The sequence below is a fragment of the Sphingobium sp. DEHP117 genome, assembly GCF_030867385.1.
GTDB lineage: Bacteria > Pseudomonadota > Alphaproteobacteria > Sphingomonadales > Sphingomonadaceae > Sphingobium.
In genome coordinates this window covers 686,847-710,098 of the sequence record NZ_JAPFBJ010000003.1, presented here as the reverse complement: position 1 = coordinate 710,098, position 23,252 = coordinate 686,847, and the positions used below count along the sequence as shown (strand labels likewise).

Genomic DNA, 23,252 nt, shown 5'->3' with positions numbered 1-23,252 from the left:
GTGATCGAGGAACCGGTCGATAATGCCGGGTGCGGTGGAGCAGCGTCGTCGCTGTCCAACGGTCGGACCACGCCCGCAACCAGGCTACCAGCACATCTTGGCCGAGTTCGGTGTGGCGCGCGGCGACGTCCTGGAAGCTGTAGAGCACCTGTTTGTAATAGGTGCGGCTGTTCTTGCTGCGCAGGCCAAGGTCCGCGAGATAGCGCGCGATCAACAGTCGTTCGGGATCGGGCCATGGCGTCATGACAGCACCTCCGATCCCGGAACGTCGAGCGCGATGGCCCGCAGGTCTTCGGTTGCCAGCTTGAGATACGGAGGCGGTAGATTCCGTCGAACGATGACCCAGCATATCGCCGATCACCTTTTGCGGGACCGAGGCGCGCAGCATCTCGACCGCGCGGGCATGTCTGAAGATGTGTGGCCCACACTTCCCCGGTGGCTTGACCCCGGCATCCCGGATTCGCCGGAAGACGGCACTATGCAGCACCCGGAGCCTTCCATAGGGTGCACGGGTCCGCACGAACACTTCGCGGGCGTCGGTCTGCGGTCGTCCCGAGCGCAGATAGCTGAGGATGGCTTCGCCCCACGGAGCCATCAACGGCAGATAGGAACAGGCACGGGTCTTGGTGTGGAGGATGCGGATCGATTCCGTCCGCCAGTCAATATCCTCGATCTTCAGATTGCGGATTTCGCCGGACCTCAGACCATAAGTCGCCAGCAGTTGCAGGATCGCCTGATCTCTGAGCCCGATAGGCGTTGTGTCTTTGCTCGCGGTTTCCAGAACGGCGGCGATCTGATCGCGCTCCAGGATCGAGGGCACCCCTTCATAGGCATACAATAGCGGGCGATGACGTGCGGCGACAAGTCGATTGCGGTGCGGCGCGTACGGTGCAGATAACGCAACAGCGAGCGAAGACGCTCCGCCACGTCCTTCACCGATTTGCGCGTTTGGTGCGGGCTGCGCATATCCATGTAACGGTCGATGTCGCCGACGCTCATTTCCACCAGGCTGTCGACGCCGCATCGATCAAGCTGCCAGGTCAGGAAGTTCCGACCTTCCCACATCAATGCGTAGATGCTGCGCTCCGCAAGGCCCCGCTCCTCGCGCAGCCAGATCTCGTATTCGTCGCAAATCGTAAAGCGCAGCGTGTCAGCAGCACATGTCGCTTTGGGCGCGGGTGGCCAACGGCCCTGTGCAAGCCGCAGTAGGGCGTGGATTCCAGAACGCGGAATGGAGTGCCAACACGGCCCTGGTGGTCGGCCATGACGTTTGCGGAACATCGTGATCGCATGGTGCAAATAGTACCCCACCTGCGCCTCGGTCACCTCCGCGATCGGGATGCTGCGCCGGGCAAGATAGTCGAGGAACCCGCGCGCATAGGCGCAGTAGTTCCCGGCCACCACCGGGCTGTATCGTTGGCTGGTCAGTACGGATCTGAGTTCGGAGATCAGTTCGCAATCGGTATTCGGCATTGACGGCTCCTCTGCTGGTCAAACGACCGCAGAGGTTCGTCGAGAAATAATGCGGAGCAAAGCCCGTCAGATAACGTCGCAATTCTGCGCATTTCAGACACTGAAACTGCGTTCCTTCACATTATCGACACCTCGCGATTACTCGAGTTATGCTCACCTCGCCATAACCTGGCCCATGATGCCAGATAATCGGCATGGCGCACGGTCGGTTCGATGCCAAGCGCGGCGCAGAGGAAGGCGCTACCCATTTCGGCCACATATCCTGACAGTCCAGCCCCAATCCGGGGTTCGAGGAAGAAAACCATCGGCTGCCTCCAGCACTGCCCAAAAACCGCATCGGCCTCCCCGAGGCGGGGGTGGGCGGCGAGAGCGACCGAAGAGGCCCGTTCGAGCGGCGGGCTGCACCCGCAGGGGCGAAATGAAATGGAGCAGCCCGGCGAAGCCGGGGCTTGCAGCCCGCCGTGGCGGGCCTAGCAGGGAGCGCCGACCACCTCCGCGTCGGAAGGGAGGCCCAAAAAGTAGCGCCGCCGCGTCAGCGGCGTCCGCAGATCAGGCGGGCGACAGCCCGCTATCGTCTTTCGCGACAGGCTGCCGCCCGCCCGCGGGCGAGCACTGGTGACGGATCGTGCGCGGCGTCGCCTAGAGCATGTAGCCGATATCCGAGGCGCCGGTCGGATAGGCAAACATGGTGGAGCGTAGATCGGCCGCGGTGAGGCCGTGGCGGATGGCCAGGCCGAAAAGGTTGATCACCTCGTCGGCGTTCGGCCCGACGAGATGCGCGCCGAGGACGAGGTCCGTCCGCTCGTCGATCAGAACTTTGTGGCCATAGACCGGCTCGGCGAGCCGGCGGGCGGTGAACCAGTCCGGCGTCGAGGCCGCGTTAACCCGGAACTTGAGGCCGCTGCGGCGCGCCGCCTCTTCCGAAAGCCCGACGGCGGCGATCGGCGGCACGGTGAAGGCGACGCTCGGAACACCGCGATAGTCGGGCTCGCGCGATGGACCTTGCAGGAGGTTCGCGGCGACGATCTTCGCGTCGTGGCTCGACACCGGGGTCAGGGGCGGCCCGACGCCGGCGGCGTCACCGGCGGCATAGACCCGCGGGTTGGAAATGCTGCGCAGATGCGCATCGAGCTGCAGTCGTCCGTCTTGCACCGCGACCTGCCCGGTGGACAGGTCGAGGCTGCCGAGATCGGGACGACGCCCGGCAGCATGAATGACGAGATCGCAGGCGACCTCCAGGTCCGGCGCTCCCTGGCGAGAGGCACGCACCTGCAGGCCGTCCCCGTTCCGCTCGACCCGTGTGACCGCGGTGCCGGTCTCGATGCGAATGCCGAGCGCCGTGAACCGCGGTGTGAGCCAGCCCACCAGGTCGGGATCGAAATGCGGCAGCAGCCGGCTAGCGCGCTGCAGGATCGTGACTTCGGCGCCGGCACGTGCGGCCAGATGCGAGAACTCCGCGGCGACATAGCCGCCGCCGATCAGCACGATCCGGCGCGGCAGCGTCTCCAGCTCGAGGAAAGCGTCGCTCGTGCTGACCAGCTCCTCGCCTGGAATGCCGAGCGGGATCGGCCCCGCGCCGGTTGCGATCAGGATATGCTGGGCCTGCAACGTCCGACCGTCGACCGCGACCGCGTCCGGGCTTGCGAAGCGCGCTAGCCCGTGGAAGGCGTCGACGCCCAGCTTGGCGTAGCGGCGTTCCTGCTTGGCGGGGACCGGATCGGTAAAGCTGCGCTTGAACGCCATCAGGCTCGGCCAATCGATCGCCAGGTCGCCGCCGACACCATGTCCGGCCATGCGAGCGGCGGCATCGATCGCCTCTTCGCCGCTGACCAGCATCTTCTTGGGATCGCAGCCCCGTAGCGCACAGGTGCCGCCGAACGGGCGGTGGTCGATGACGGCGACGGACCATCCGGCGGCGCGGACCTGGCCGATCGCGACCTGGGCGGCTGTTCCGCTGCCGATGACGATCAGGTCGTAATGGGCCATGGCAATATCCCTCCGAGCATCGGTGCAAAGATCGCGCGGCCGACCTGGAGGGCCTCGCGCAGGGTCAGGCGAATGCCGTCGCGGGCGGTCACGGAACCGTCCATACGCCAGGCTTCAAGATGATCGGCATGGCAGAAGAAAGCCTGCTGAGTGCAGAGCGAAGACGCTGCACAGCCGCCGGTGTAGCGATGACCGGACCAGACGAGAATCCCCTCGGGCACGACGTCGCCCAAGGTGCAGCCCCGGTCGTGGACATGGATCGCAAGCGAGCGCCGGCATTGGCGGCATGACGAGCGGATGAGGCTGGCGTGCGGTGCGATCGTGCAGATCCCCAGCGCGTCGAGGGCGCACATGGCTCCCATCGTGATACCCGCGGCCTCCACCTGATGCTCACTGGGAGCATCGGTGAAAGGATAGGCGCCGCTCACTCGGCCGTCGCCGTCGAGGACCACGAGATCGCGTCCGGCGAGCCGGTGGAGCGCTGCGGCCACGTCGCCGGGCGGGAGCGCAACCGCGGCAGCGATCTCCACCGGCGCCGGCGCGTGGCCCTGGGTGACATAGGCCCGGAGGATGGCACGCCGCACCTCGTCCTCGGTGCTGTCGATGCCATGCCACCTGCGGCCGATAAATGCCGCGAACAGCGCTGTCAGGGCCGAATGGGCGCTTGGCGCGGTGACCGCAGTCCAGTCCGGGACGACGGTGCCGTCGGGGAATGCAACCGTCGGTTCAGGGGCAGCGTCAGCGGGGTGGCAAGCGTCCACGGCTTGTCTTCAGCCGCAGCAGGACGCGCCCTTGCCCTCGATCTGGATCGGCGGACACGGAACGTCGCCATAGGAACAAAAGGACGCAGCAATCGCCCTGCTTGGGCTTGAGGACCGCGCCGCAGCCCCGGCAGTCATAGAAAAAACTGGCATGCGTTGGTCGGCATCGTCTCGGTCGCCTGATGTCCGCAGTGCGGACAGGTCAGGGTCGAGTGCAGCTCCGGAACGACGTCAGACATAGCTATAACCCGCCCAGAGCAGTGCCGCGCCGACCAATAGCCGGCGAGAGTGAGGATGCGCGTCCAGCGCGGCGTGCACAACGCCGTCCGGGCCGCAGCGCATGGCGGCGAGTTTGCTGGCGCAATAGCAGCGCGGCGCCGGCGACGAGGCATAATGCGCCGATCACGAGGAGCGGCGTGCGATAGGGCGCGGAGACGACGGCCACGCCGCTGAGCCAGGCCGCGCCGATGCGGCGGATGCCAAGAGGATCGGCAGTGCGCAGCAGCAGCGACGCCGAACGCGGCGGCGATCCCCGCCAGGGTAAGCGCGGCGGTACTTATCCCCTTGGGCGGGCTTGTGTCTGGGTCACGGGCGACTCCTTGTGGCGGGCATGCAGCTATCCTACCATCTGTAGCGACTACAGACTCAAGAGGTATTTTGAAGATGGCCGCAACCGCCGCGATCCAGATCGGCGAACTCTCGCGCCGTACCAGCTGCAACATCGAGACGATCCGCTATTACGAGCGGATCGGGCTGCTGCCCGTTCCGCCGCGGCGGGGCCGTTACCGCAGCTACGGTCGGGAGGACGTGGCTCGCCTGGGCTTCGTGCGCCGTGCGAGGGAGCTGGGCTTCACCCTTGACGAGGTGCGCGCCTTGCTCGGACTCGCGGCCGGCGGCCAGGCCTCCTGCACCGAAGTCCGCGAGCTCGCGCGTCGCATCTGCAGGATGTGCGCGCGCGATCGCGGACCTCAGGCGGATGGAACGGGTTCTGGCAGACTCGGTGCGAGCCTGCGATGCCGGTCAGGATCCGGGCTGTCCGCTGCTTGATGCGCTCGGCGCCGAGGTGCGGGCCGCGTGAGCGTCACGGCTGCTGGGCGTGCATCCAATCGGCCGCCGCCTGCGCCTTGCTGGCCGCAGTGAAGATCGCGCGGCTGTCGTTCTTCAGCACCTGAAGTAATCGCGAGGTGTCGATAATGTGAAGGAACGCAGTTTCAGTGTCTGAAATGCGCAGAATTGCGACGTTATCTGACGGGCTTTGCTCCGCATTATTTCTCGACGAACCTCTGCGGTCGTTTGACCAGCAGAGGAGCCGTCAATGCCGAATACCGATTGCGAACTGATCTCCGAACTCAGATCCGTACTGACCAGCCAACGATACAGCCCGGTGGTGGCCGGGAACTACTGCGCCTATGCGCGCGGGTTCCTCGACTATCTTGCCCGGCGCAGCATCCCGATCGCGGAGGTGACCGAGGCGCAGGTGGGGTACTATTTGCACCATGCGATCACGATGTTCCGCAAACGTCATGGCCGACCACCAGGGCCGTGTTGGCACTCCATTCCGCGTTCTGGAATCCACGCCTACTGCGGCTTGCACAGGGCCGTTGGCCACCCGCGCCCAAAGCGACATGTGCTGCTGACACGCTGCGCTTTACGATTTGCGACGAAAATAAGAAAAATATGGCTGCGCGAGGAGCGGGGCCTTGCGGAGCGCAGGCATCTACGCATTGATGTGGGAAGGTCGGAACTTCCTGACCTGGCAGCTTGATCGATGCGGCGTCGACAGCCTGGTGGAATGAGCGTCGGCGACATCGACCGTGTACATTGATATGCGCAGCCCGCACCAAACGCGCAAATCGGTGAAGGACGTGGCGGAGCGTCTTCGCTCGCTGTTGCGTTATCTGCACCGTACGCGCCGCACCGCAATCGACTTGTCGCCGCACGTCATCGCCCCGCTATTGTATGCCTATGAAGGGGTGCCCCTCGATCCTGGAGCGCGATCAGATCGCCGCCGTTCTGGAAACCGCGAGCAAAGACAGCAACGCCTATCGGGCTCAGAGATCAGGCGATCCTGCAACTGCTGGCGACTTATGGTCTGGAGGTCCGGCGAAATCCGCAATCTGAAGATCGAGGATATTGACTGGCGGACGGAATCGATCCGCATCCTCCACACCAAGACCCGTGCCTGTTCCTATCTGCCGTTGATGGCTCCGGTGGGCGAAGCCATCCTCAGCTATCTGCGCTCGGGACGACCGCAGACCGACGCCCGCGAAGTGTTCGTGCGGACCCGTGCACCCTATGGAAGGCTCCGGGTGCTGCATAGTGCCGTCTTCCGGCGAATCCGGGATGCCGGGGTCAAGCCACCGGGAAGTGTGGGCCACACATCTTCAGACATGCCCGCGCGGTCGAGATGCTGCGCGCCTCGGTCCCGCAAAAGGTGATCGGCGATATGCTGGGTCATCGTTCGACGGAATCTACCGCTCCGTATCTCAAGCTGGCAACCGAAGACCTGCGGGCCATCGCGCTCGACGTTCCGGGATCGGAGGTGCTGTCATGACGCCATGGCCCGATCCCGAACGACTGTTGATCGCGCGCTATCTCGCGGACCTTGGCCTGCGCAGCAAGAACAGCCGCACCTATTACAAACAGGTGCTCTACAGCTTCCAGGACGTCGCCGCGCGCCACACCGAACTCGGCCAAGATGTGCTGGTAGCCTGGTTGCGGGCGTGGTCCGACCGTTGGACAGCGACGACGCTGCTCCACCGCACCCGCATTATCGACCGGTTCCTCGATCACCTTGTGCAAACCGGGGCGATCCACCGCAATCCCGTCGTCGTCCTGCGCAAGGAGTGCAACGTCAAGCAGTGCATGCCGGTCTGGCGCGCTCTGGCTTCACGCGATCCAGAACAAGCCCTTGCCGAACTGCATCAGCCCAAACCGTTCGGCAGCGTGCTGGGCGCGATCATGGCCGAGCACGTTACGCTGATGCGCAACAGGGGGTACAAATATACCACGCAGCCTGTGTGGCTTTTGCGGTTCGACCGGTTCCTACAGCTGAACCCGGCGCTGCAGGATGAACCGATCGGGGTGATGCTCGAACACTGGGCGGCGGCGAAGGCCACGCGCAATCATCCTGCCGAATGCGAAAAGCTGAAGCGCGTCCTTGCGAAGATACTCCGCCACCGGGATCCGTCGATCCCACCGCGCCGACCGGACCCACGTCCGGGGAAGGAAGTGGCCAAACAATGGCGCAAACCTCATATCTATACGCCCGCCGACGTGCAGCATATGCTCGACATTGCTCGCTCTTACCCCTCTCCGCGAGCGTCGCTTCGCCCGTTGAGTGTCTACACGATGCTTCTGCTCGCCTATTGCGCGGGCCTGCGGCGCAGCGAGGTTGCCCGCCTTGATCTGGGGGATGTTGATCTTCAGGGCGGCACGATCACTATACGGCAGACCAAGTTCTACAAGACAAGGATACTGCCGCTGCCCGACACTGTGATGGCCGAACTTCGGGCGTACATCGATGTGCGGCGTCGCGCGGGTGCCCCGCAGGATCCGAGGTCAGGTCTGTTCTGGCACGAGCAGCGGAGCGGCCGCTATACGAAGCAAGCCGTCGCCTGGCTGCTCGTTGACGTCATACGCCGTGCCGGGCTGAAGCCACCGCAGGGGCGAACGGGACCGCGTTTGCACGACCTGCGCCACTCGATGGTCGTGAACCGGATCCTCGAATGGTACAGGACGGGCATCAACCCGCAGGACCGTCTGCCATTCCTCGCGACCTACCTCGGCCACCGGGATATCAACTCTACGCTGGTCTACATCACGGTCACCCAGGATCTGCTGCATTACGCAAACGAGCGGTTCCGCATGGTGGGCGCACCTTGCCTCAGCATGGAGCGGGAGGTGCAGACATGAGCAAGGCCAACCCGTTCCCGGTACTGATGCGCGCGTTCTTCTACGAATGGCTGGTCGAGCAGCGCAACGCATCCATCCATACAGTCCGATCATACCGCGATACCTGGCGGCTGTTCTTGCGGTTCGTCGCACAGCGGGCTGGAAGGAAGGTGGCTATGATTACGATGACTGATCTGGCCGCAAGCGAGGTCTCCGCGTTCCTCAGTTACGCTGAACATGAGCGCGGCGGCACGATCGGCACGCGCAACTGCAGGCTTGCCGCAATCCGCAGCTTCTTCCACTTCGTGGCGACCAGGGATCCTGCATCGATCGCGCAATGCGTCGAAATCCTCAACATACCCGTCAAGCGCACGCCGGTATCGGAGCCCTGCTATCTGGATCCGGCGGAAGTGACGGCAATTCTTGCCCAGCCTGACCGTTCGACGCTCGAAGGCATGCGCGATCATGTGCTGCTCTCGTTCCTCTACAACAGCGGCGCACGAATACAGGAAGCGCTCGACTTGTGCCCCGAAGCAATCCGGTTCGAAAGTCCGAGCTGCGTGCGCTTGACCGGCAAGGGACGGAAGGAACGCATCTGCCCGCTCTGGCCTGAAACAGCCTTGCTGCTGAAGAAGCTGCTCGAACGGCAACCACGGGCGCCTGACCAACGGCTGTTCGTTAACCGCTATGGCGAACCGCTCAGCGCGTCGGGCGTCCGATTCAAGCTTGCCGCCTACGTAAAGGCGGCGACCGAAGCCACACCAACGCTGCGTACCAAGCACGTGACGCCGCACGCCTTCCGGCACGCCACCGCCGTGCACCTCATATCTGCGGGCGTCGATGTTACAGTCATCCGCAGTTGGCTCGGCCACGTGAGCCTCGACACGACCAACCACTATGCCAGGGCCAATCTTGAAACGAAGCGAAAGGCCCTGGAACAGGTCGCCGTTCCGACAACACCCGGCGGTCAGCCTTCGTGGAAGCGCGATACAAGCGTGCTCGCCTGGCTCGACACGCTTTGAAATAATGTGAAGGAACGTTGGCAGGAAACCCCAGAACTCGGCCAATCTGGCCGCGTTCCTTCACATTATCGACACCTCGCGATTAGCCAGGTTATGGCGAGGTGAGCATAACGCCAGCCAGGAGGCGATATAGGCGGCATGATCGGGACGCGGATCGTGCGCGATGCCGAGGTCGGCAAGCAGGAACGAGGCGGTCAGCTCGGCGGTCGCTTCCTCCATCGCGAGCGCGTCCTTGGTCCACCTGGCGCTGAAATCCCGGTCGAGCCGATGCGCCGCGCCGCTGGCATGGGCACACTCGTGGATATGGGTGCCGTAGAATCCATGCGCGCTACGGAAGGTTGCGAAGTGCGGCATGTAGATGCGGTCTTCGCCGAGATGGTAATAGGCGCTGCTCGACCCGTAGACCGTGTCGATACCGAGCGCGGCGATGAAGGCCTCGGCGGCCGCAAGGCGCTCGCTCTCGGGCAGGACCGGCCCGGGCTCGGGCGCGTAGCCGTCGACCTGATCGGCGTTGAACAGGCTGAACGCCCGGGCGAAGAGCCGCCGTCCCTTGCCGCCATCTTCGTCATCCTGCTCGTCGTCGCGCCGGCTGATCTCCTTCCAGAGGACGCCGAGGCTGGCCTGCTCGCCCTTGCGGACCTGGGCGCCGCGGTCCTGCCACTGACGATAAGTGCCCCAGACCCCGCTCGCATAGCCGCCGCCATAGGCCGCCGCCCAGAGCGACACCGTGTTGATGCCGCGATAGGGCTTGCCGCTGGCGATGTTGGTCGGCCGGGTGACATCGGCGCCGCTGTGATGCCATGGCATGCGCCAGTTGCCCGTACCGGCTTCGATCGCTGCAAGGATCGCCTCGGTGACCCGAGTATAGACGTCGGCTCGTACCTGAGTTGGCATGATCTGAACTCCGCTTGCCCGTCGGGGGCCATCCCCGGCGGCGGAGCTCGACTAGCGCCGGGCACAAGCGCGGTTGCGCACCCGTAGGGCCGCAGCGAAGCGGAGGACGGCAACGCCGTTGCGCCAGCGCGCCGACCGGCGCAGAGCTTCCGCCGTCAGCCGGGGTTGGCCTCCGGCGGCGCGGGGCCGATGGCGTCGATCACGGTAGTGAGCCGGTTGATCTCGGTGGCGAGTGCATGGCGTTGAAGATCCGACAGACGTCGTTCGCGCAGCAATGCCCTGGCATCATCGGCCGCGCGTTCCCAAGCTGGCCTGTGACGGGCGGTGATGCAGGCGTTGGGACAGCGGGTCGGCTCGCACAGCGCCGTGAGCGGCTGCTTGGGATCGGGGGTGGTCACGCGCTTGAGGCAGAGCGCGGTGGCGGGATCGAAGAAGCAATCCGCGAGGAGGCCGACATGGAGGGTTCGCGCGACGCTGGCGAGCATGACACGTAGCCGGGAGCGGTCGGCGATCATGGCGGGCAAGGGCCCGAGCTGCACGGCCGCATCGTCGAGCGTCCGCGCGATGCGTGGTCCCGCCGGCCCCGCGAGTGAGGCACCGCCCTGCCGCCGGTCGAAATAGTCCAGCAGGTCGCCCTGCTGACCGAGCCGGCGCTGCGCCTCGACCTCGGCGCGAAACCCCGATGCGCTGGTTCCGGCATAGCCCTCGAAAGCGGCGACCGAGGCGTGCTTATACTGGATCATGCCGGCGATGGTGCCGAACGGACGGTTGGCGATGTGCCATGCGATGGTGCGGCGGAACTGCCGCGTCGTTATGCGCCACGGCTTGCCACCGGGTCCGGACGGGATGACCGGCACATCAGGGCTGCCGAAGGCAGCGTTGAGGTGGTCGCGGAAGGCGTTGAGTTGGCGGACCACCTCGCTCGACAGATGCGTCTTGGTGGCGGCGCCGGGGCGTAGCACCGGCCAGAGCGTATCGCTGCCGCTGGCGCGCGTCGGTCTTGCCGACAGGCGTTCAAGCACCGCTATCGCGTCTGCGACCGGCTCGATCGTCACCCAGCTCGCCGCCTCGCCCATGGTCGACCGACGCTTGTAGATGGTCGATCGAATGCGATGCCGCTCGACCAGGCCATCCTCGCTGCGCGCGATCGAGAGGCACCCCCGCCGCATCGCCTGCACCTCGCAGTCGCGCATGCCGGTGAGGTAAGCGCACACTATATAGGCGGCCGCCTGAAGCATCCGTTCCTCTTGTGCGAGCGTCTTCGCATCGAAGCGTGCGCGCCATGGCCGACCGCTATCGGGATCAATCGAGATCGGCGTGTCCATGCCGCCCACTTCGACGCCCAGGTCGGCGGCAGCGGCTTCGATCAGGGCGGAGACGCCCTTGGCGAGTCCGAAATGCATGGCCGGTTCCGCCTCAGCATCGACACCGGCATGAAGATGGAGAAGATGGACGTTGATCGGCGGCGTCGCTTCTCCGGTGCGGGGATCGGTGCGCGTGACGCCGTTATGCGCGGTCGTCCAGATCGGCACGCCGCGGCCTTGCCGGGCTCGACGCGCGATATGGCGCTCGAGGCGCGCGCGCTGCCGCAGGCGGCGCTCTGCGCCAGGCAGTCCGCGCTCGGCGGCAAGCAGCCGGGCGCGGCGCGCCTCGAGCCGATCCAGCGCGGCCCGAGCCGATAGAATATCGTGCGCGAAGACGGTGACGTAGCGCAATGACCAGGCGAGCAGTGCGGCGATGACATCTTCCGGAAACCGCGGGGTACGGTTCTCAACGACGTGCCGATAGCCTGCGACGCGGGCGGGTGCCTGTCCGGCCCAGGGCTCAAACGCGAGGCCTCCGCCAGCGAGGCGGTCACGATAGTGATAGAGATCGGAAACCACTTCGAGGAGGTGGCCGACTATGACGGGTCGCCGGGCAGAATCGTGGCGAAGATGCCTGGCATAGGCATCGGCCAGCGCCTGATCGATGCGGCCAAGGTCGAGCCCTCCAAGCGTCAGGCGCGCGAAGGCGAAGAACCGGCGTGCGCGGTTGAATGCCTGGCGGATGCTCGCCGGCGGCAGCTTCGGGCGGTAGCCGGGAAGATCGACGTTGAGGCGGGCGTAGAGATAGGCACGCATCGCCGCCTGCACATCGGCATGTTCGAGCACGTCGAAATGCACGGTGACATGGCAGCGCCGCGCGTTCTCGCGGAACACGGCGGGACCGAGATCCCAGCTTGAGTCGCCGACCCGCGACAGCTCTTCGCGGGCGTGGCCCGCCTTGAGCGGCGCAGTGGCCAGCACGGGCCGATCGTCGAACGCGGGTGCGCGGGCATGGGCGGGCGTGATCATGCGCGTGCTTCCGGCGGCAGATAGAGCCGCTCGCTCTCCATCTGCCAGCGCGCATCGGCGATAACGGCATCGGAGAAGACCGGCAGGACCTGGGTCGTGATGCGGGAATGGACGCGGCCGAACTTGGCCGCCCAGTCGCTCGCCGGGAGGCTCGGTCGCTGCTCTTCGACGAACGCGAGGAAGGCGAGGATCGCGGGAAGCTTGCGCGCGGTGATGACGGCGTTGGGGCAATCGAGGCAGCCCCAGAAGGGCTGCGCGCAGGGTGAGCCGGCCTCGGAGAAGGGGCTGCTATGGAAGCCCGAGCAGGCGGCGAGCCAGACATCCTGTTCGCCGTCGAGCAACGGCCCCACCGTATCGGCCGACATCAACGGCGCCGCCTGCTCGGGCGCTTCGCGCAGCGCCTGCTCGGCCGTGGGCGCGAGGACGGTCGGCATCGCGGCGGCGACCGCCTCGCGAAAGGCATCGGCGACGGCCGCCTCGTGCAGGGGCCGGAGCGACGGCAGGTCGGCATAATGGCGCGCCGCGACCTCGCGCGTGTGACCGACCGCGAAGCGGGCCATGTGCCCCTCGGTCTTGGTGTACCACAGCGCCTTGTGGGTCTTGCGCAGCCGGGAAAGCAGCAGATGCAGCGGCTTGCCGTTATCGTCGACAATGCCACAGCGGCGAGCCCAGGCGGGGAGCGGATACTTGAGGTCGACTATGCCGGCGCGAAGGCCGCCGACGTTGTGATAGGCCCACAGGCAATCGCCGGGCAGGTGCTCGCGGGCAGCCGCCGTGGCGTCGATCAGGCGGCGGATCAGCCCGCCCGGCGTGCCGCCACCGCCGTCGCGGATGCGCATGCTCTTGTGCTCGGCGCCGCGAGCCCGGCGCTTCAGATAGCGCAGCTCCACCGTGCCGGCATGGGCATTGGCGAGACAGTCCACGGTCAGCGTCTTCAGGCACTCGGGCTCAAGGCCCGTCTCAAGCGTGAGCAGCACGAGCAGCGCCGGCAGGTCGCGCGCGAGCAGATGATGCCGGCCATGCAGGTCGTCGATGAGCGTCGCGGTTGGCAGGTTGCGGCGCATGCGCATGAAATAAAGGCTCTTCAGCTCGGGCTGGTCTGCGACGATAAAGCCCTGCCGCGCGATGATCGCTTCGACATCGGCGCGGGCGGCGGTGATGGCCGGATCACCCTCGTCGGTCCGATCGTCGGCGCCGAGACGGCGGAACATCGCTTCGACATCGGCTCGCGCCGCGTCGCGCAGCGCGCGGGCGACGAAGGGGCTGTAGGCATCGCGCGGGGTCGAGCGGCCCGCCGAAGTGGCCAGCGTGTAGCGCAGCCGCTCATGCAGCTCGGGTGCGATCCGATCGGGCCGGTCTGCTTCGATCGCGCGCAGTGTGTTGATGATCTTGCTGACCGTCATGTGACGGTGGATCGCGCCCATCCCACGCCGTTCGAGCGCGGATGCGAAACCATCGATATGGACCGCGCGCAGGTCGCTGACGCCAACCACCTTCAGTCCTTCGTCGGCAAGCCAGGCGAAGAAGTGACGATAGACCTGGACATACTGCTTGATGACGCTGGCCGCACCGATCGGTCCCCCGAGCGCGGCCGACCGACGCAGCGCACCGGCAAAGGCGATGGCGAGCGGGCGAGGATCGAGCGCGGTCATATCGACCAGGACCGTCCCGCCATGCCGCGCCTCGATGGTGAACTTGAGGCCGAACACCGGATCGGGCTGCGGTCGCTCCGGCGTGATGGGCGCGAAGGCGACAGGCCGGCCCTTGCGGGGACGCTCGCTCATGCGCCCTGCGGTCCCGGCAACAGCGCCAGCAGCTCCTCGACGGCCGCATCCACCGTATCGGCGCGGGTCGCGATATGGTCGAGATAGACATAGGTGGTGGCGAGGCTCGCGTGGCCGAGCAGGCGTTGCACCTGTTGCAGCGGGTCGCCCAGGATCAGCCGATAGGTCTCCACCGGCCCCACCGGCAGTGCGGCCTCGCGCAGTCGCTGCTGGATCAGCAGAGCGAGCATATGGACTGCGAAGGTGTGGCGAAGCTGGTGCGGGCTGATCGACAGCGGGAAGCCGTTCTCCTCGCACCGCTTGCAGGCCCGGGTGAAGATCACCTCCCACGAGTTGGGGCGGACAGGCTGCCCGACCTCGGTCAGCCATAGCGCCACCGGCTCGCGGGGCGTTCCATCCTCGTCGCACAGGATCAGGCGGCATCGTTCCTCCGGGGTGCAGACATCGCGCATGCGGTCGAGACCGGCGCGGGTGACGTGGATCGGTCGCTCGAACCTGGCCGCACCGTCGCGCGCGGCGAACTTGGTCACGCCCGCGGCGCGCTCGACGGCGACATAGGCGGTGATCTGACGAAGGAGCCGGCGCGGGACCAGGACGCTGCGTCCGCGGTCGCCCTTGGTGAGCGGCGGCGGCAGGCGCAGCCAAAGCTGCTGAGCCTGATCGTGGTCGTGATCGATGGCCGCAAGCTCATCGGCGAGCAGGCCCGACGCCTCTTCGAGACGCAGGCCGGTTGTGACGAGAAGATCGGCGAACAGCGCGTTGCGCAGCCCGTTGCGATCGCGAGCGCCGGGGCGTTCCGTACCGTCAAGGGCGAGGCCGCGCAGACCGACGTCGCGGAAAATGCGGTAGTCGTCCATCGTGACGAACCGCACATCCGATCGCTTGGCAGTGCGTTCATAGGCGTCGTTGCGCGCGGCGATCATGCCCCGACGCCCCCCATGCGCCGGTCGCCATATAGCGCGCCGACTGAACGGCGCTTCGGCAATCAGCCCTTGGCTCTTACCCCAGCGGTAGAGGCGATCGAGGCTGGCGACTGCCCGGTTCCAGCTTGCCGCGCTGATCCGCTGGGCGGCGTCGCCGCGCCGCCGCGCGCGGTGATAGGCGGTCACATCGTCGCGGGCCGCGTCCCATATCGTCGTGCCGCAGGCATCGAGGAAGCGAAGCCACACCGCAACGTCATAGGCGTAGGCGCGCAGCGAATGGCGCGAGCGGATCCCCGCTAGCGGCAGGTCGACAAAGAAGCGGTCGAGATCGGGATCATAGAGAGCGTCTCCCCGCAGGATCAGCGGCACATGCGCGTCGAGCCCCCTGGCGTCGCGGCGCTCGCAAACGGTAATGATCGACACCGGCACGAAACCCTCCCCCCCGGACCCCCCACCCGGAAGCTGACCTCACACCGATGCGCCCTATGGCCCGGCAGTTATCAGGCTGGCCTCCGCCAGCTCTTGGGTCAGCGCTACGGCCAGCCTGATAACTGCCTACCGTGGGCGTCCATCGCCGACCTTACTGCAATGTTGCGGGCGGCGCAGACTGTCCAGATAAGGCCACCAGTTCCTCGAACGCATATTTCTTGGAGCCGAACGATCCTGTGAGATCGCGTCCCAGCCTATGGGCCGCGCCGCTGGCATGGGCGCATTCGTGGAGCGCCGTGCGATGCCAGTTGATGGGCTCGAAGAAGGCTTGGGGCGGCGGCACCATCACATAGTCGGGCGAAGGCGCGTAGTAAGCCCGGTCGCCGCCGATGCGAAAGTCGATCCCGCTCGCCCGGATCAGCGCTTCGACCGTGGGCTCGATCAACCCGGGCTCGGGGGGCGGCACGGCCGCCACGAGGTCCTCAGGCAGGCCGTCACACTGCGCGACGTTGAAAACCGTGAAGCGCTTCAGGAACGGGATTGCCTGCGCTTCGTCGCCGGTCTCTCGGGCACGCCGGCGTTCATCGTCCGGCACGAAGCGGTCGGCATAGACAACGGTGGTGCCGCGCTCGCCCTTGCGGACATTGCCGCCAATCGACAGGGCCTGGCGGAAGGTGAGCCAGTCCTGGCTCGGGAAGCCATGAGAGATCACCGCGCCCCAAAGGATCAGCACATTGACCCCGGAGTAGCCGCGCCCGGTTGCAGCGTTGGTCGGCATGGCGAGCGGCGCCTTGGCCGCAGCCGTCCCCCAGGGCTGGACCCAGGGAAGTCGCCCGGCTTCCAGTTCAGCCAGGATCTTGCCGGTGATTTCGTCATACAGGCTTGTCCGGTCGGCGCTCGGCCGGCCGCGTGGATCAATTTTCGACATCGCGGGTCTCCGCGACGGGCGCTGGAAGCCTCTCTCCCAGCCTTCAACCCGTCACGGCACAGCCGGCCTGCACTCTCACTCTCGGGGGCGTTGCGGGGGCTCCCCGCAGAAGGGGTCGGCAGAGACAAGGCTCGGCCGTAGGGGAAGGCTTTCCCCTCAGATCCTGGTGTTGCTCAAGATACCAATCAGCGGATCATTGACTACAAATCTGCCGAGGCTGATAGTGCCAATCAGCCGGCAGTCGGAGATGTCATGTTCCAGCGATTCGTTGAGCGTAGGGCGGAGGAGGCGCTTGCGGACACGCCGGTCGTCCTCATCGTCGGACCGCGCCGGGCCGGCAAGACGACGCTGGTGCGAAAGATGGGAGAAACCGGCTGGACCTACAGCACCCTCGACGACCAGACCGTCCTTGAGGCCGCCCAGTCCGACCCGGCCGGCTTCATCCGAGGTCTGGATCGCGCCATCATCGACGAGATCCAGCGCGCGCCCAATCTGTTGCTGGCAATCAAGAAGACGGTCGACGAAGACTATCGACCTGGCCGTTTCCTGCTCACCGGATCGGCCAATGTGCTGACCTTGCCGCGCGTCTCCGACAGCCTCGCTGGCCGGATGGAAACCATCCGGATGCTGCCCTTGGCTCGGGCGGAAATCGAGAACCGAGTGCCGACCTTTCTCGAACGCCTGTTTGAAGGGAGCTTGCACAGCCAGAGAGACGCGATCGTTGGCGATGAGCTGGTGCAACTGGTACTGCGCGGCGGCTTTCCCGAAGCGATCAGCCGTGACAGCGAACGGCGGCGACAAGATTGGGCGCGGTCGTATCTCACCTCGATCCTGACCCGTGATCTTCGCGATATCGCCGAGGTGGAAAAGCTCACTGAACTCCCGAAATTCGTCCGACTTCTGGCCGAACATTCCGGGCAGCTCGTCAACTATTCCCAGCTCGCGAGCGGGATCAACGTCAACCACAGGACCGGTCAGCGCTATGTCGGTCTGCTCGAACAGGTGTTCCTGATCGCGACCCTGCAGCCCTGGTTCACAAATGCGCTCAAGCGCATCGTCAAGACGCCCAAGTTGCATTTCCTAGATTCCGGTTTGCTGGCTGCAGCGCGTGGGCTGACTTTCGATCGGATCAAGGCGGATCGAGGGGCGTTCGGCGCGCTGCTCGAGAGCTTCGTTTTCTCCGAAGTGCTGAAGCTGATGACGGCCTCAGACCTGCGTCTGACGCCACATCATTTCCGCGATCGAGACATGCGCGAGGTCGACATCGTGCTCGAGCGCGACGACGGCATGATCGTGGGGATCGAGGTGAAGGCGGCCGCAACAGTGAGGTCCGGCGACTTCGCCGGGCTGCGGGCCTTGGCCGAGGCCTGCAAGGAACGGTTCGCCTACGGCGTCGTGCTCTATGACAGCACCGATCTCGTGCCCTTCGGCGACAGGTTGGCGGCGGCGCCATTGTCGTGTTTGTGGGGCTGAGCGCTATGGGGCGGCGCGAAGACACACTGCGTATAAGGAGCTGGCGGGCAATCAAGCTCAGGTCGGGAAGGCAGGGTCTGTCCAAGACGTGCTTGCGCCTGCAAGGCAGCAGATTGGTGAAGCCATTTGGGATGGATGGTTGCAGTACAATAGAAATATTGGGGGGCGAGACAGGCAATGAAGGCGTTTGAATTCGACCATCGTCTTATCAATTCCTACGCCCGGTTCTCGCGGTCGTTCAGCACCATTCGATCTGAAGACCTGAAATCAGAGGTCGGTCGGCAGTACGATGCCGGGCGCTTCTGGCCGGACGCTCTACTGTCGCTGAATCCTCGATATCTTGAGGGCCCGACCGTCGATGATCTGGTCGCCTCGGGTGATCTCGACGAGGCGACTGGCAGGATATTTCGTTTCGGCGAAACGCCTCTCCGGTTTCATCGCCACCAGGCGCAGTCCATCGCAAAGGCCCGCGCCGGGCAGAGTTTTGTCGTCACGACCGGAACTGGCTCGGGCAAGTCCCTTTGCTTCTTCGTGCCGGTGGTCGATGCGATCGTCCGCGCTCGGAAATCCGGGAAGCCGCGTAGGACCAGCGCCATCATCGTCTATCCGATGAACGCATTGGCCAACAGCCAGCTCAAGGGGATTGAGGACTTCATTTCCCAGTCCGGCTTGCCCGAAGACCTGAAGCCGGTCGTGCGGCGCTACACCGGCCAGGAAAGTCAAGAGGAGCGTCAGCGGATCGCAGACAACCCGCCGGACATTCTGCTGACCAACTTCATGATGGCTGAGCTACTCCTGACTCGGCAGGACACCCTCGACACCAAAGTCATAGAGAACGCAATCGGTCTGGACTTCATCGTTCTCGACGAGCTGCACACTTATCGCGGCCGCCAGGGCGCGGATGTCGCCATCCTCGTCCGTCGTCTTCGCAACCGCTGCGCAGCGGACAAGGCGCCCATCTGCATCGGCACCTCGGCCACCATGGCGAGCGAGGGGTCCGATATCAATCGCGCGCAGGCCGTGGCGGATGTTGCATCGCGCCTGTTCGGAACTCCTATTGGCCCCGAATCCGTCATTGATGAGTCCTTGCAACGCGCAACGGACGATCTGCTGAAGCTCGACGATGTGCGGCCGAAGCTCGCCACGATCCTGACATCTGCGCTTCCCGACGTGCTGACAGATGAGGTTCTGAAAAAGCACTCGCTGGCAGTATGGACCGAGCTGGCAATCGGCCTTGAGGACGAGCAGGAGCTCAAGCGCAAGAAGCCCATTCCCTTTGAGGAGGCGGTTTCCCTTCTGTCAATTGACAGCGGCGTCGACCGTGAAATCTGCCGAAGTGGCCTTGAGACCTTCCTGACCCGCGTCAGCCTCCCGGAAGCCGAGCGGGGCGGTTCTGGGGCAGGCGCATTCCTGGCGTTCAAGCTCCATCAGTTCATCTCTGGTGCGGGAGAGATTTTCACCACCCTGACTGAACGACCCAGGAACGTTCTGTTCGAAGGGCAGCTCGAAGACCCCAGCGCGCCGGGCCATCGCCTCTATCCAACCCGCTTTTGCCGGGACTGTGGACATGAGGTCCACGTCGTCACGAAAACCGAGGATGTCGAGGGCATTGCGTTTCTGCCGAGGAATATTGATGACACGCCGCACGACGACCAAGAGGGCGATATTGCGGGCTATCTGACCCCTACGGGCGATGGCGATCCTGACTATGCCTTCACAGGAGAGGTCGAAACGTATCCCGAGGATTGGCGCGAGGAGCGCAACGGCGTCGAGCGGCTTAGGGCAAACAGGAAAGGCAGAGTTCCCCAGATGGTCACAGTGGCCCCGGACGGGCGCTACGATTCATCGGGGAAGAGCTTCTGGTTCATACCGGGCAAGTTTGGCTTCTGCCCGTGCTGTCTCGACCAACCGCATCCCAGCATGCGGGAACGCAGCAAGCTCGCGGGCCTGTCGGGCGAGGGCCGTAGCTCGGCCACAACACTTCTAGTCTCGACAGCACTGGAATGGATGAACGGGAGCGGCAGCGGTGTTCCCAAGGAAAAACGCAAGCTCCTCGGTTTCACGGACAACCGGCAGGATGCCGCACTTCAGGCGGGCCACTTCAATGACTTTCTGTTCGTCAGCCTGCTGCGCGGCGCGATCCTGCGAGCCGTTCTGGATGCCGGCGAAGATGGCATGACAGAGGACGAATTCGGCCTGCGGGTCGTGAAGGCGCTTGGGTTCACCGCGGGCAACAAGGACGCGCGGATCCACTGGATGTTGGACCCTGAGGCAGGTGCCGTGGTCCGCGAAGACGCCCAACGCTCCCTCGCCAGGGTTCTGGCCCATCGGCTCTGGACTGATCTTCGCCGAGGTTGGCGCTACACAAATCCGAGCCTGTCGGTCCTCAAGCTCATCGACGTTGCATTCATTGGGCTTGATGACATCGCGGAAGATACTGAGCGTCTCGCAGCCATCCTGCCGGATCTCGGAACGCTCGATGCCGCGGCACGCAAGGCGATGTTAAAGCAGCTCCTCGGAGCGATGCTCGAAGGCTTGGCGGTCGGGACGGAAGCGCTCGATCTGACCGTGCTCGACACCGTCGCGCAAAAGTCGCGAAATCTCCTGCGTGCCCCCTGGGCTATCGACGCAAAGGAGACGCCGAGAAGTCGCACAACCCTGTTTCTGCAAGCTCCGGGCAAGGACCGGGTGGGGCTGCGGGAGGAACAGACAATCATCCGTGCTGGTCACAATTCCCGTATTGGCCGCCTCATCAATCGCAAGAGCGTTATCGGAACAAAGCTCGCCAAGACGGACTACCTGACGGTGATGACCGGCCTGATGGACCTTCTGGCCCGCGAAGGGCTGGTGTCGCGCGTCGACATAGAGAGGGACCTTCAGGGCTGGCGTCTATCACCCTCGGTGGTTCGTGTCATTCCGGGCGAAGCCATCCGGACGGCGACAGCGCAAGGGAACCGCTACTTTCATGACCTCTACAATGCGATCGCTGCCGATCTGAAAGCGGGCCATAGCAGCTATTGGGGCCTCGAAGGCCGCGAACACACGGCCCAAGTGTCCCAGAGACAGCGTGAATGGCGTGAGTGGCGCTTCCGCTTCGAGAAGGACGATCAGGAAAATCTCGCGGAGAATGCAGCCGATCTCAAGGCCTCAGGAGAGTCAGAACAGTTTCTGCCCGCCTTGTTTTGTTCACCAACGATGGAGCTTGGCGTCGACATCTCGGCGCTGAATGCCGTGTATCTGCGCAACGTGCCACCGACACCGGCCAACTATGCACAGCGGGCAGGCCGTGCCGGTCGCTCCGGACAGGCCGCTGTCATCGTGACCTATTGCGCCGCCCAGTCGCCGCACGACCAGTATTTCTTCGAACGGCGCAATGAGATGGTGGCCGGTATCGTTCGTCCGCCGGCTCTCGACATCACTAACGAAGAGCTCGTGCGGTCGCATCTGCACGCCGTCTGGCTTGCCGAAGCCAAGATCGCCCTGTCGCCGGACATTCCCGAGATCCTCGATCTGAAGCAGCCGGACTACCCGCTGAAGCAGGAGATCCACGATGTCGTGAACCGGCCGGGGCTCGCGAGCTCGGCGCATTCCCCGATGAAGCGCGTCCTCGACCAGATACTCGCGTCAGTGGATGGTCCGAAACCGGTCTGGATGGGTGGGTCGGACGACTTTGTCTCCGACGTCGCCCAACGCGCGCCGCAGGAATTCGACCGAGCCTTCGATCGTTGGCGTGAGCTTTACAACTCCGCCCGAACTCAGCTGATGGAGGCCAATGCCCGTTCCGAGATCACCGGCCTTTCGGGTGCCGACCGCCGACGAATCAAGGCTGCGCAGATGCAGGCCAGCGACCAGATCACCATTCTCGAACAGGGCAAAGCCTCGAATGGCTCGGACTTCTATTCCTATCGCTATCTCGCGACGGAGGGCTTCCTGCCGGGATACAATTTCCCACGGCTGCCGCTCTACGCCTTCATCCCTGGAGAGGGAAAGACGGGTTCATTCCTCCAGCGCGCCCGCTTCCTGGCCATCTCGGAATTCGGCCCCCGCAGCCTGATCTATCACGAGGGCCGTGCTTACAGGGTCATGAAGGCGAAGCTGCCGCCCGAGGTCAGGACGGGAGACGGGTCAGAACTCGCTACCAGGGACATCTTCATCTGCTCCAACTGCGGCGCCTGTCACGACGGCGAGGTCGAGCGCTGCCACGCCTGCAATTCACCGATGGCCGGCGAAGTGCCGGTCCAGCGAACTCTCAGGATCGACAATGTAGAGGCTGCGCCCGCCGACCGAATCACGGCGAACGATGAGGAGCGCGTCCGGCAGGGCTTCGACATTCAGACCGTCTTTTCGTGGCCGAAACGGGATGGTCGAGTTCAGATCACTGAGGCTGAATTCCGCTGCGAAGAAACCTCGATCCTTGCTCTGCAATACGCGAACAGTGCGGAAATCAGCCGGATTAATAAGGGACTGAAGCGTCGCGCGAATCAGACGGTGTTCGGTTTCTACATCGACCCGCGCAGCGGCTACTGGGCCAAAGCCGAGGACGAAGATTCGGATGTCGATGTGCCACCGGATGTCGTAAGGCCGGTTCGCATTGTCCCGATCGTCCGCGATCGCAAGAACGCGCTCCTGTTCCGTTTCAGCGAGCCAGGGGCTTACGCGGCCGAGACGATCGCGACGGTTCAGCACGCGCTGATGCGGGGCATTGAAGTCATCTTCCAACTGGAAGAAGGCGAGATCCTCGGCGAGCCACTGCCCGCTCGCGACAATCGCCGGGCCATTTTGGCGTATGAAGCCACGGAGGGCGGCGCCGGCGTGCTCAGCCGCTTGGTTGAGGACCCGCAAGCCCTTAGCAAGGTCGCCCGCGAAGCATTGACCCTCATGCATTTCGAGAAGGTCGATGAAGCGATCGCAGCAGGCGATGCAAGGCTGCTTGTCAGTCACGAAGGAGAATCCTGCGTCCGCGGGTGCTATCGCTGCCTTCTCTCTTATTTTAATCAGCCCGATCACGAACTGATCGATCGCACGAGCGACGAAGCCAAACAGATGCTGGTCAATCTGGCACGGGGTCAGATCGTGCTCGCCGCTGCGCCAGGCCGACCGGCCGACGGCGCGGGATGGGAAAGCGCCTTCAAAGCGGTAGGCCTTCCGGCTCCCGACTCTTCTGCCGTCAGCTTCTCCGATCAGGAGATGAGCTTTGCCTGGCGCAGTCACTTCGTCGCCGCTTGCATTGCTCCTCTAGCCGAGGCAACGCGCAAGGAAGCGGAAGCCAAGGGCTGGACGCTGTTTGAGTTGCCGGGAGCTGTCACTGCGGGCGTCCCTGACGCGATGATCTCGATGCTGGGGGGGTGATCT

The 23,252-nt window shown here is 64.7% G+C and carries 11 protein-coding genes and 6 pseudogenes; 6 read left to right on the top strand and 11 right to left on the bottom strand.

The window, feature by feature from the left end:
- The 6 genes and pseudogenes from OOT33_RS15970 to OOT33_RS15945 all read right to left on the bottom strand — a co-directional run.
- A pseudogene (locus OOT33_RS15970) lies at positions 1 to 244 on the bottom strand (integrase); the annotation flags it as partial.
- Positions 241 to 1,473 (bottom strand): annotated as a pseudogene (locus OOT33_RS15965) (site-specific integrase). The pseudogenes OOT33_RS15965 and OOT33_RS15970, both read right to left, overlap by 4 nt.
- Before the next feature lie 116 nt (positions 1,474 to 1,589).
- The gene (locus OOT33_RS15960; protein WP_307749249.1) at positions 1,590 to 1,778 is read right to left on the bottom strand and encodes a zincin-like metallopeptidase domain-containing protein; all 189 of its coding nucleotides are present in this window, start codon (positions 1,776 to 1,778) and stop codon (positions 1,590 to 1,592) included.
- A 334-nt stretch (positions 1,779 to 2,112) separates the two neighbouring features.
- Entirely contained in the window at positions 2,113 to 3,459 is a 1,347-nt protein-coding gene (locus OOT33_RS15955; protein WP_039574902.1) for an NAD(P)/FAD-dependent oxidoreductase, read from the bottom strand.
- Positions 3,441 to 4,220, bottom strand: coding sequence for an organomercurial lyase (gene merB / locus OOT33_RS15950; protein WP_307750994.1), 780 nt, complete (start codon positions 4,218 to 4,220; stop codon positions 3,441 to 3,443). The genes OOT33_RS15955 and merB overlap by 19 nt, the downstream gene beginning before the upstream one ends.
- 9 nt (positions 4,221 to 4,229) lie before the next feature.
- Positions 4,230 to 4,459, bottom strand: a pseudogene (locus OOT33_RS15945) (GDCCVxC domain-containing (seleno)protein).
- 424 nt (positions 4,460 to 4,883) lie between these two features.
- Between OOT33_RS15945 and OOT33_RS15940 the strand changes: the two are divergent.
- The 4 genes and pseudogenes from OOT33_RS15940 to OOT33_RS15925 all read left to right on the top strand — a co-directional run bounded on the left by OOT33_RS15940 (position 4,884) and on the right by OOT33_RS15925 (position 9,136).
- Positions 4,884 to 5,298 (top strand): annotated as a pseudogene (locus OOT33_RS15940) (helix-turn-helix domain-containing protein).
- Positions 5,299 to 5,535: 237 nt separating this feature from the next.
- Positions 5,536 to 6,774 (top strand): annotated as a pseudogene (locus OOT33_RS15935) (site-specific integrase).
- Positions 6,771 to 8,135, top strand: a complete 1,365-nt coding sequence (locus tag OOT33_RS15930) for a tyrosine-type recombinase/integrase (RefSeq protein WP_307749247.1) — start codon at positions 6,771 to 6,773, stop codon at positions 8,133 to 8,135. The pseudogene OOT33_RS15935 and the gene OOT33_RS15930 overlap by 4 nt, the downstream one beginning before the upstream one ends.
- Positions 8,132 to 9,136, top strand: a complete 1,005-nt coding sequence (locus OOT33_RS15925) for a tyrosine-type recombinase/integrase (protein ID WP_307749246.1) — start codon at positions 8,132 to 8,134, stop codon at positions 9,134 to 9,136. The genes OOT33_RS15930 and OOT33_RS15925 overlap by 4 nt, the downstream gene beginning before the upstream one ends.
- Before the next feature lie 60 nt (positions 9,137 to 9,196).
- Here the strand turns inward: OOT33_RS15925 and OOT33_RS15920 are convergent, their stop codons facing one another.
- From OOT33_RS15920 to OOT33_RS15900, 5 genes and pseudogenes are all read right to left on the bottom strand, one after another.
- Positions 9,197 to 10,030 (bottom strand): ArdC-like ssDNA-binding domain-containing protein, encoded by an 834-nt coding sequence (locus OOT33_RS15920; protein ID WP_307749253.1) that lies wholly within the window; start codon positions 10,028 to 10,030, stop codon positions 9,197 to 9,199.
- A gap of 155 nt (positions 10,031 to 10,185) precedes the next feature.
- The gene (locus OOT33_RS15915) at positions 10,186 to 12,363 is read right to left on the bottom strand and encodes a hypothetical protein (RefSeq protein ID WP_039574906.1); all 2,178 of its coding nucleotides are present in this window, start codon (positions 12,361 to 12,363) and stop codon (positions 10,186 to 10,188) included.
- Entirely contained in the window at positions 12,360 to 14,147 is a 1,788-nt protein-coding gene (locus OOT33_RS15910) for a hypothetical protein (protein ID WP_205499360.1), read from the bottom strand. The genes OOT33_RS15915 and OOT33_RS15910 overlap by 4 nt, the downstream gene beginning before the upstream one ends.
- The gene (locus OOT33_RS15905; RefSeq protein WP_039577820.1) at positions 14,144 to 15,493 is read right to left on the bottom strand and encodes a site-specific integrase; all 1,350 of its coding nucleotides are present in this window, start codon (positions 15,491 to 15,493) and stop codon (positions 14,144 to 14,146) included. The genes OOT33_RS15910 and OOT33_RS15905 overlap by 4 nt, the downstream gene beginning before the upstream one ends.
- Positions 15,494 to 15,689: 196 nt before the next feature.
- A pseudogene (locus OOT33_RS15900) lies at positions 15,690 to 16,427 on the bottom strand (ArdC family protein); the annotation flags it as partial.
- 252 nt (positions 16,428 to 16,679) lie between these two features.
- Between OOT33_RS15900 and OOT33_RS15895 the strand changes: the two are divergent.
- Positions 16,680 to 17,900 (top strand): DUF4143 domain-containing protein, encoded by a 1,221-nt coding sequence (locus OOT33_RS15895; protein WP_307750992.1) that lies wholly within the window; start codon positions 16,680 to 16,682, stop codon positions 17,898 to 17,900.
- A 177-nt stretch (positions 17,901 to 18,077) separates the two neighbouring features.
- Positions 18,078 to 23,249 (top strand): DEAD/DEAH box helicase, encoded by a 5,172-nt coding sequence (locus OOT33_RS15890; protein ID WP_307750991.1) that lies wholly within the window; start codon positions 18,078 to 18,080, stop codon positions 23,247 to 23,249.
- Positions 23,250 to 23,252 lie beyond the last annotated feature (3 nt).

Bases quoted from the DNA above. Each gene is read 5' to 3' on its own strand.
- OOT33_RS15960 (WP_307749249.1), bottom strand. From the start codon at position 1,778: ATGGTTTTCTTCCTCGAACCCCGGATTGGGGCTGGACTGTCAGGATAT.
- OOT33_RS15955 (WP_039574902.1), bottom strand. From the start codon at position 3,459: ATGGCCCATTACGACCTGATCGTCATCGGCAGCGGAACAGCCGCCCAG.
- OOT33_RS15930 (WP_307749247.1), top strand. From the start codon at position 6,771: ATGACGCCATGGCCCGATCCCGAACGACTGTTGATCGCGCGCTATCTC.
- OOT33_RS15925 (WP_307749246.1), top strand. From the start codon at position 8,132: ATGAGCAAGGCCAACCCGTTCCCGGTACTGATGCGCGCGTTCTTCTAC.
- OOT33_RS15920 (WP_307749253.1), bottom strand. From the start codon at position 10,030: ATGCCAACTCAGGTACGAGCCGACGTCTATACTCGGGTCACCGAGGCG.
- OOT33_RS15915 (WP_039574906.1), bottom strand. From the start codon at position 12,363: ATGATCACGCCCGCCCATGCCCGCGCACCCGCGTTCGACGATCGGCCC.
- OOT33_RS15910 (WP_205499360.1), bottom strand. From the start codon at position 14,147: ATGAGCGAGCGTCCCCGCAAGGGCCGGCCTGTCGCCTTCGCGCCCATC.
- OOT33_RS15895 (WP_307750992.1), top strand. From the start codon at position 16,680: ATGTTCCAGCGATTCGTTGAGCGTAGGGCGGAGGAGGCGCTTGCGGAC.
- OOT33_RS15890 (WP_307750991.1), top strand. From the start codon at position 18,078: ATGAAGGCGTTTGAATTCGACCATCGTCTTATCAATTCCTACGCCCGG.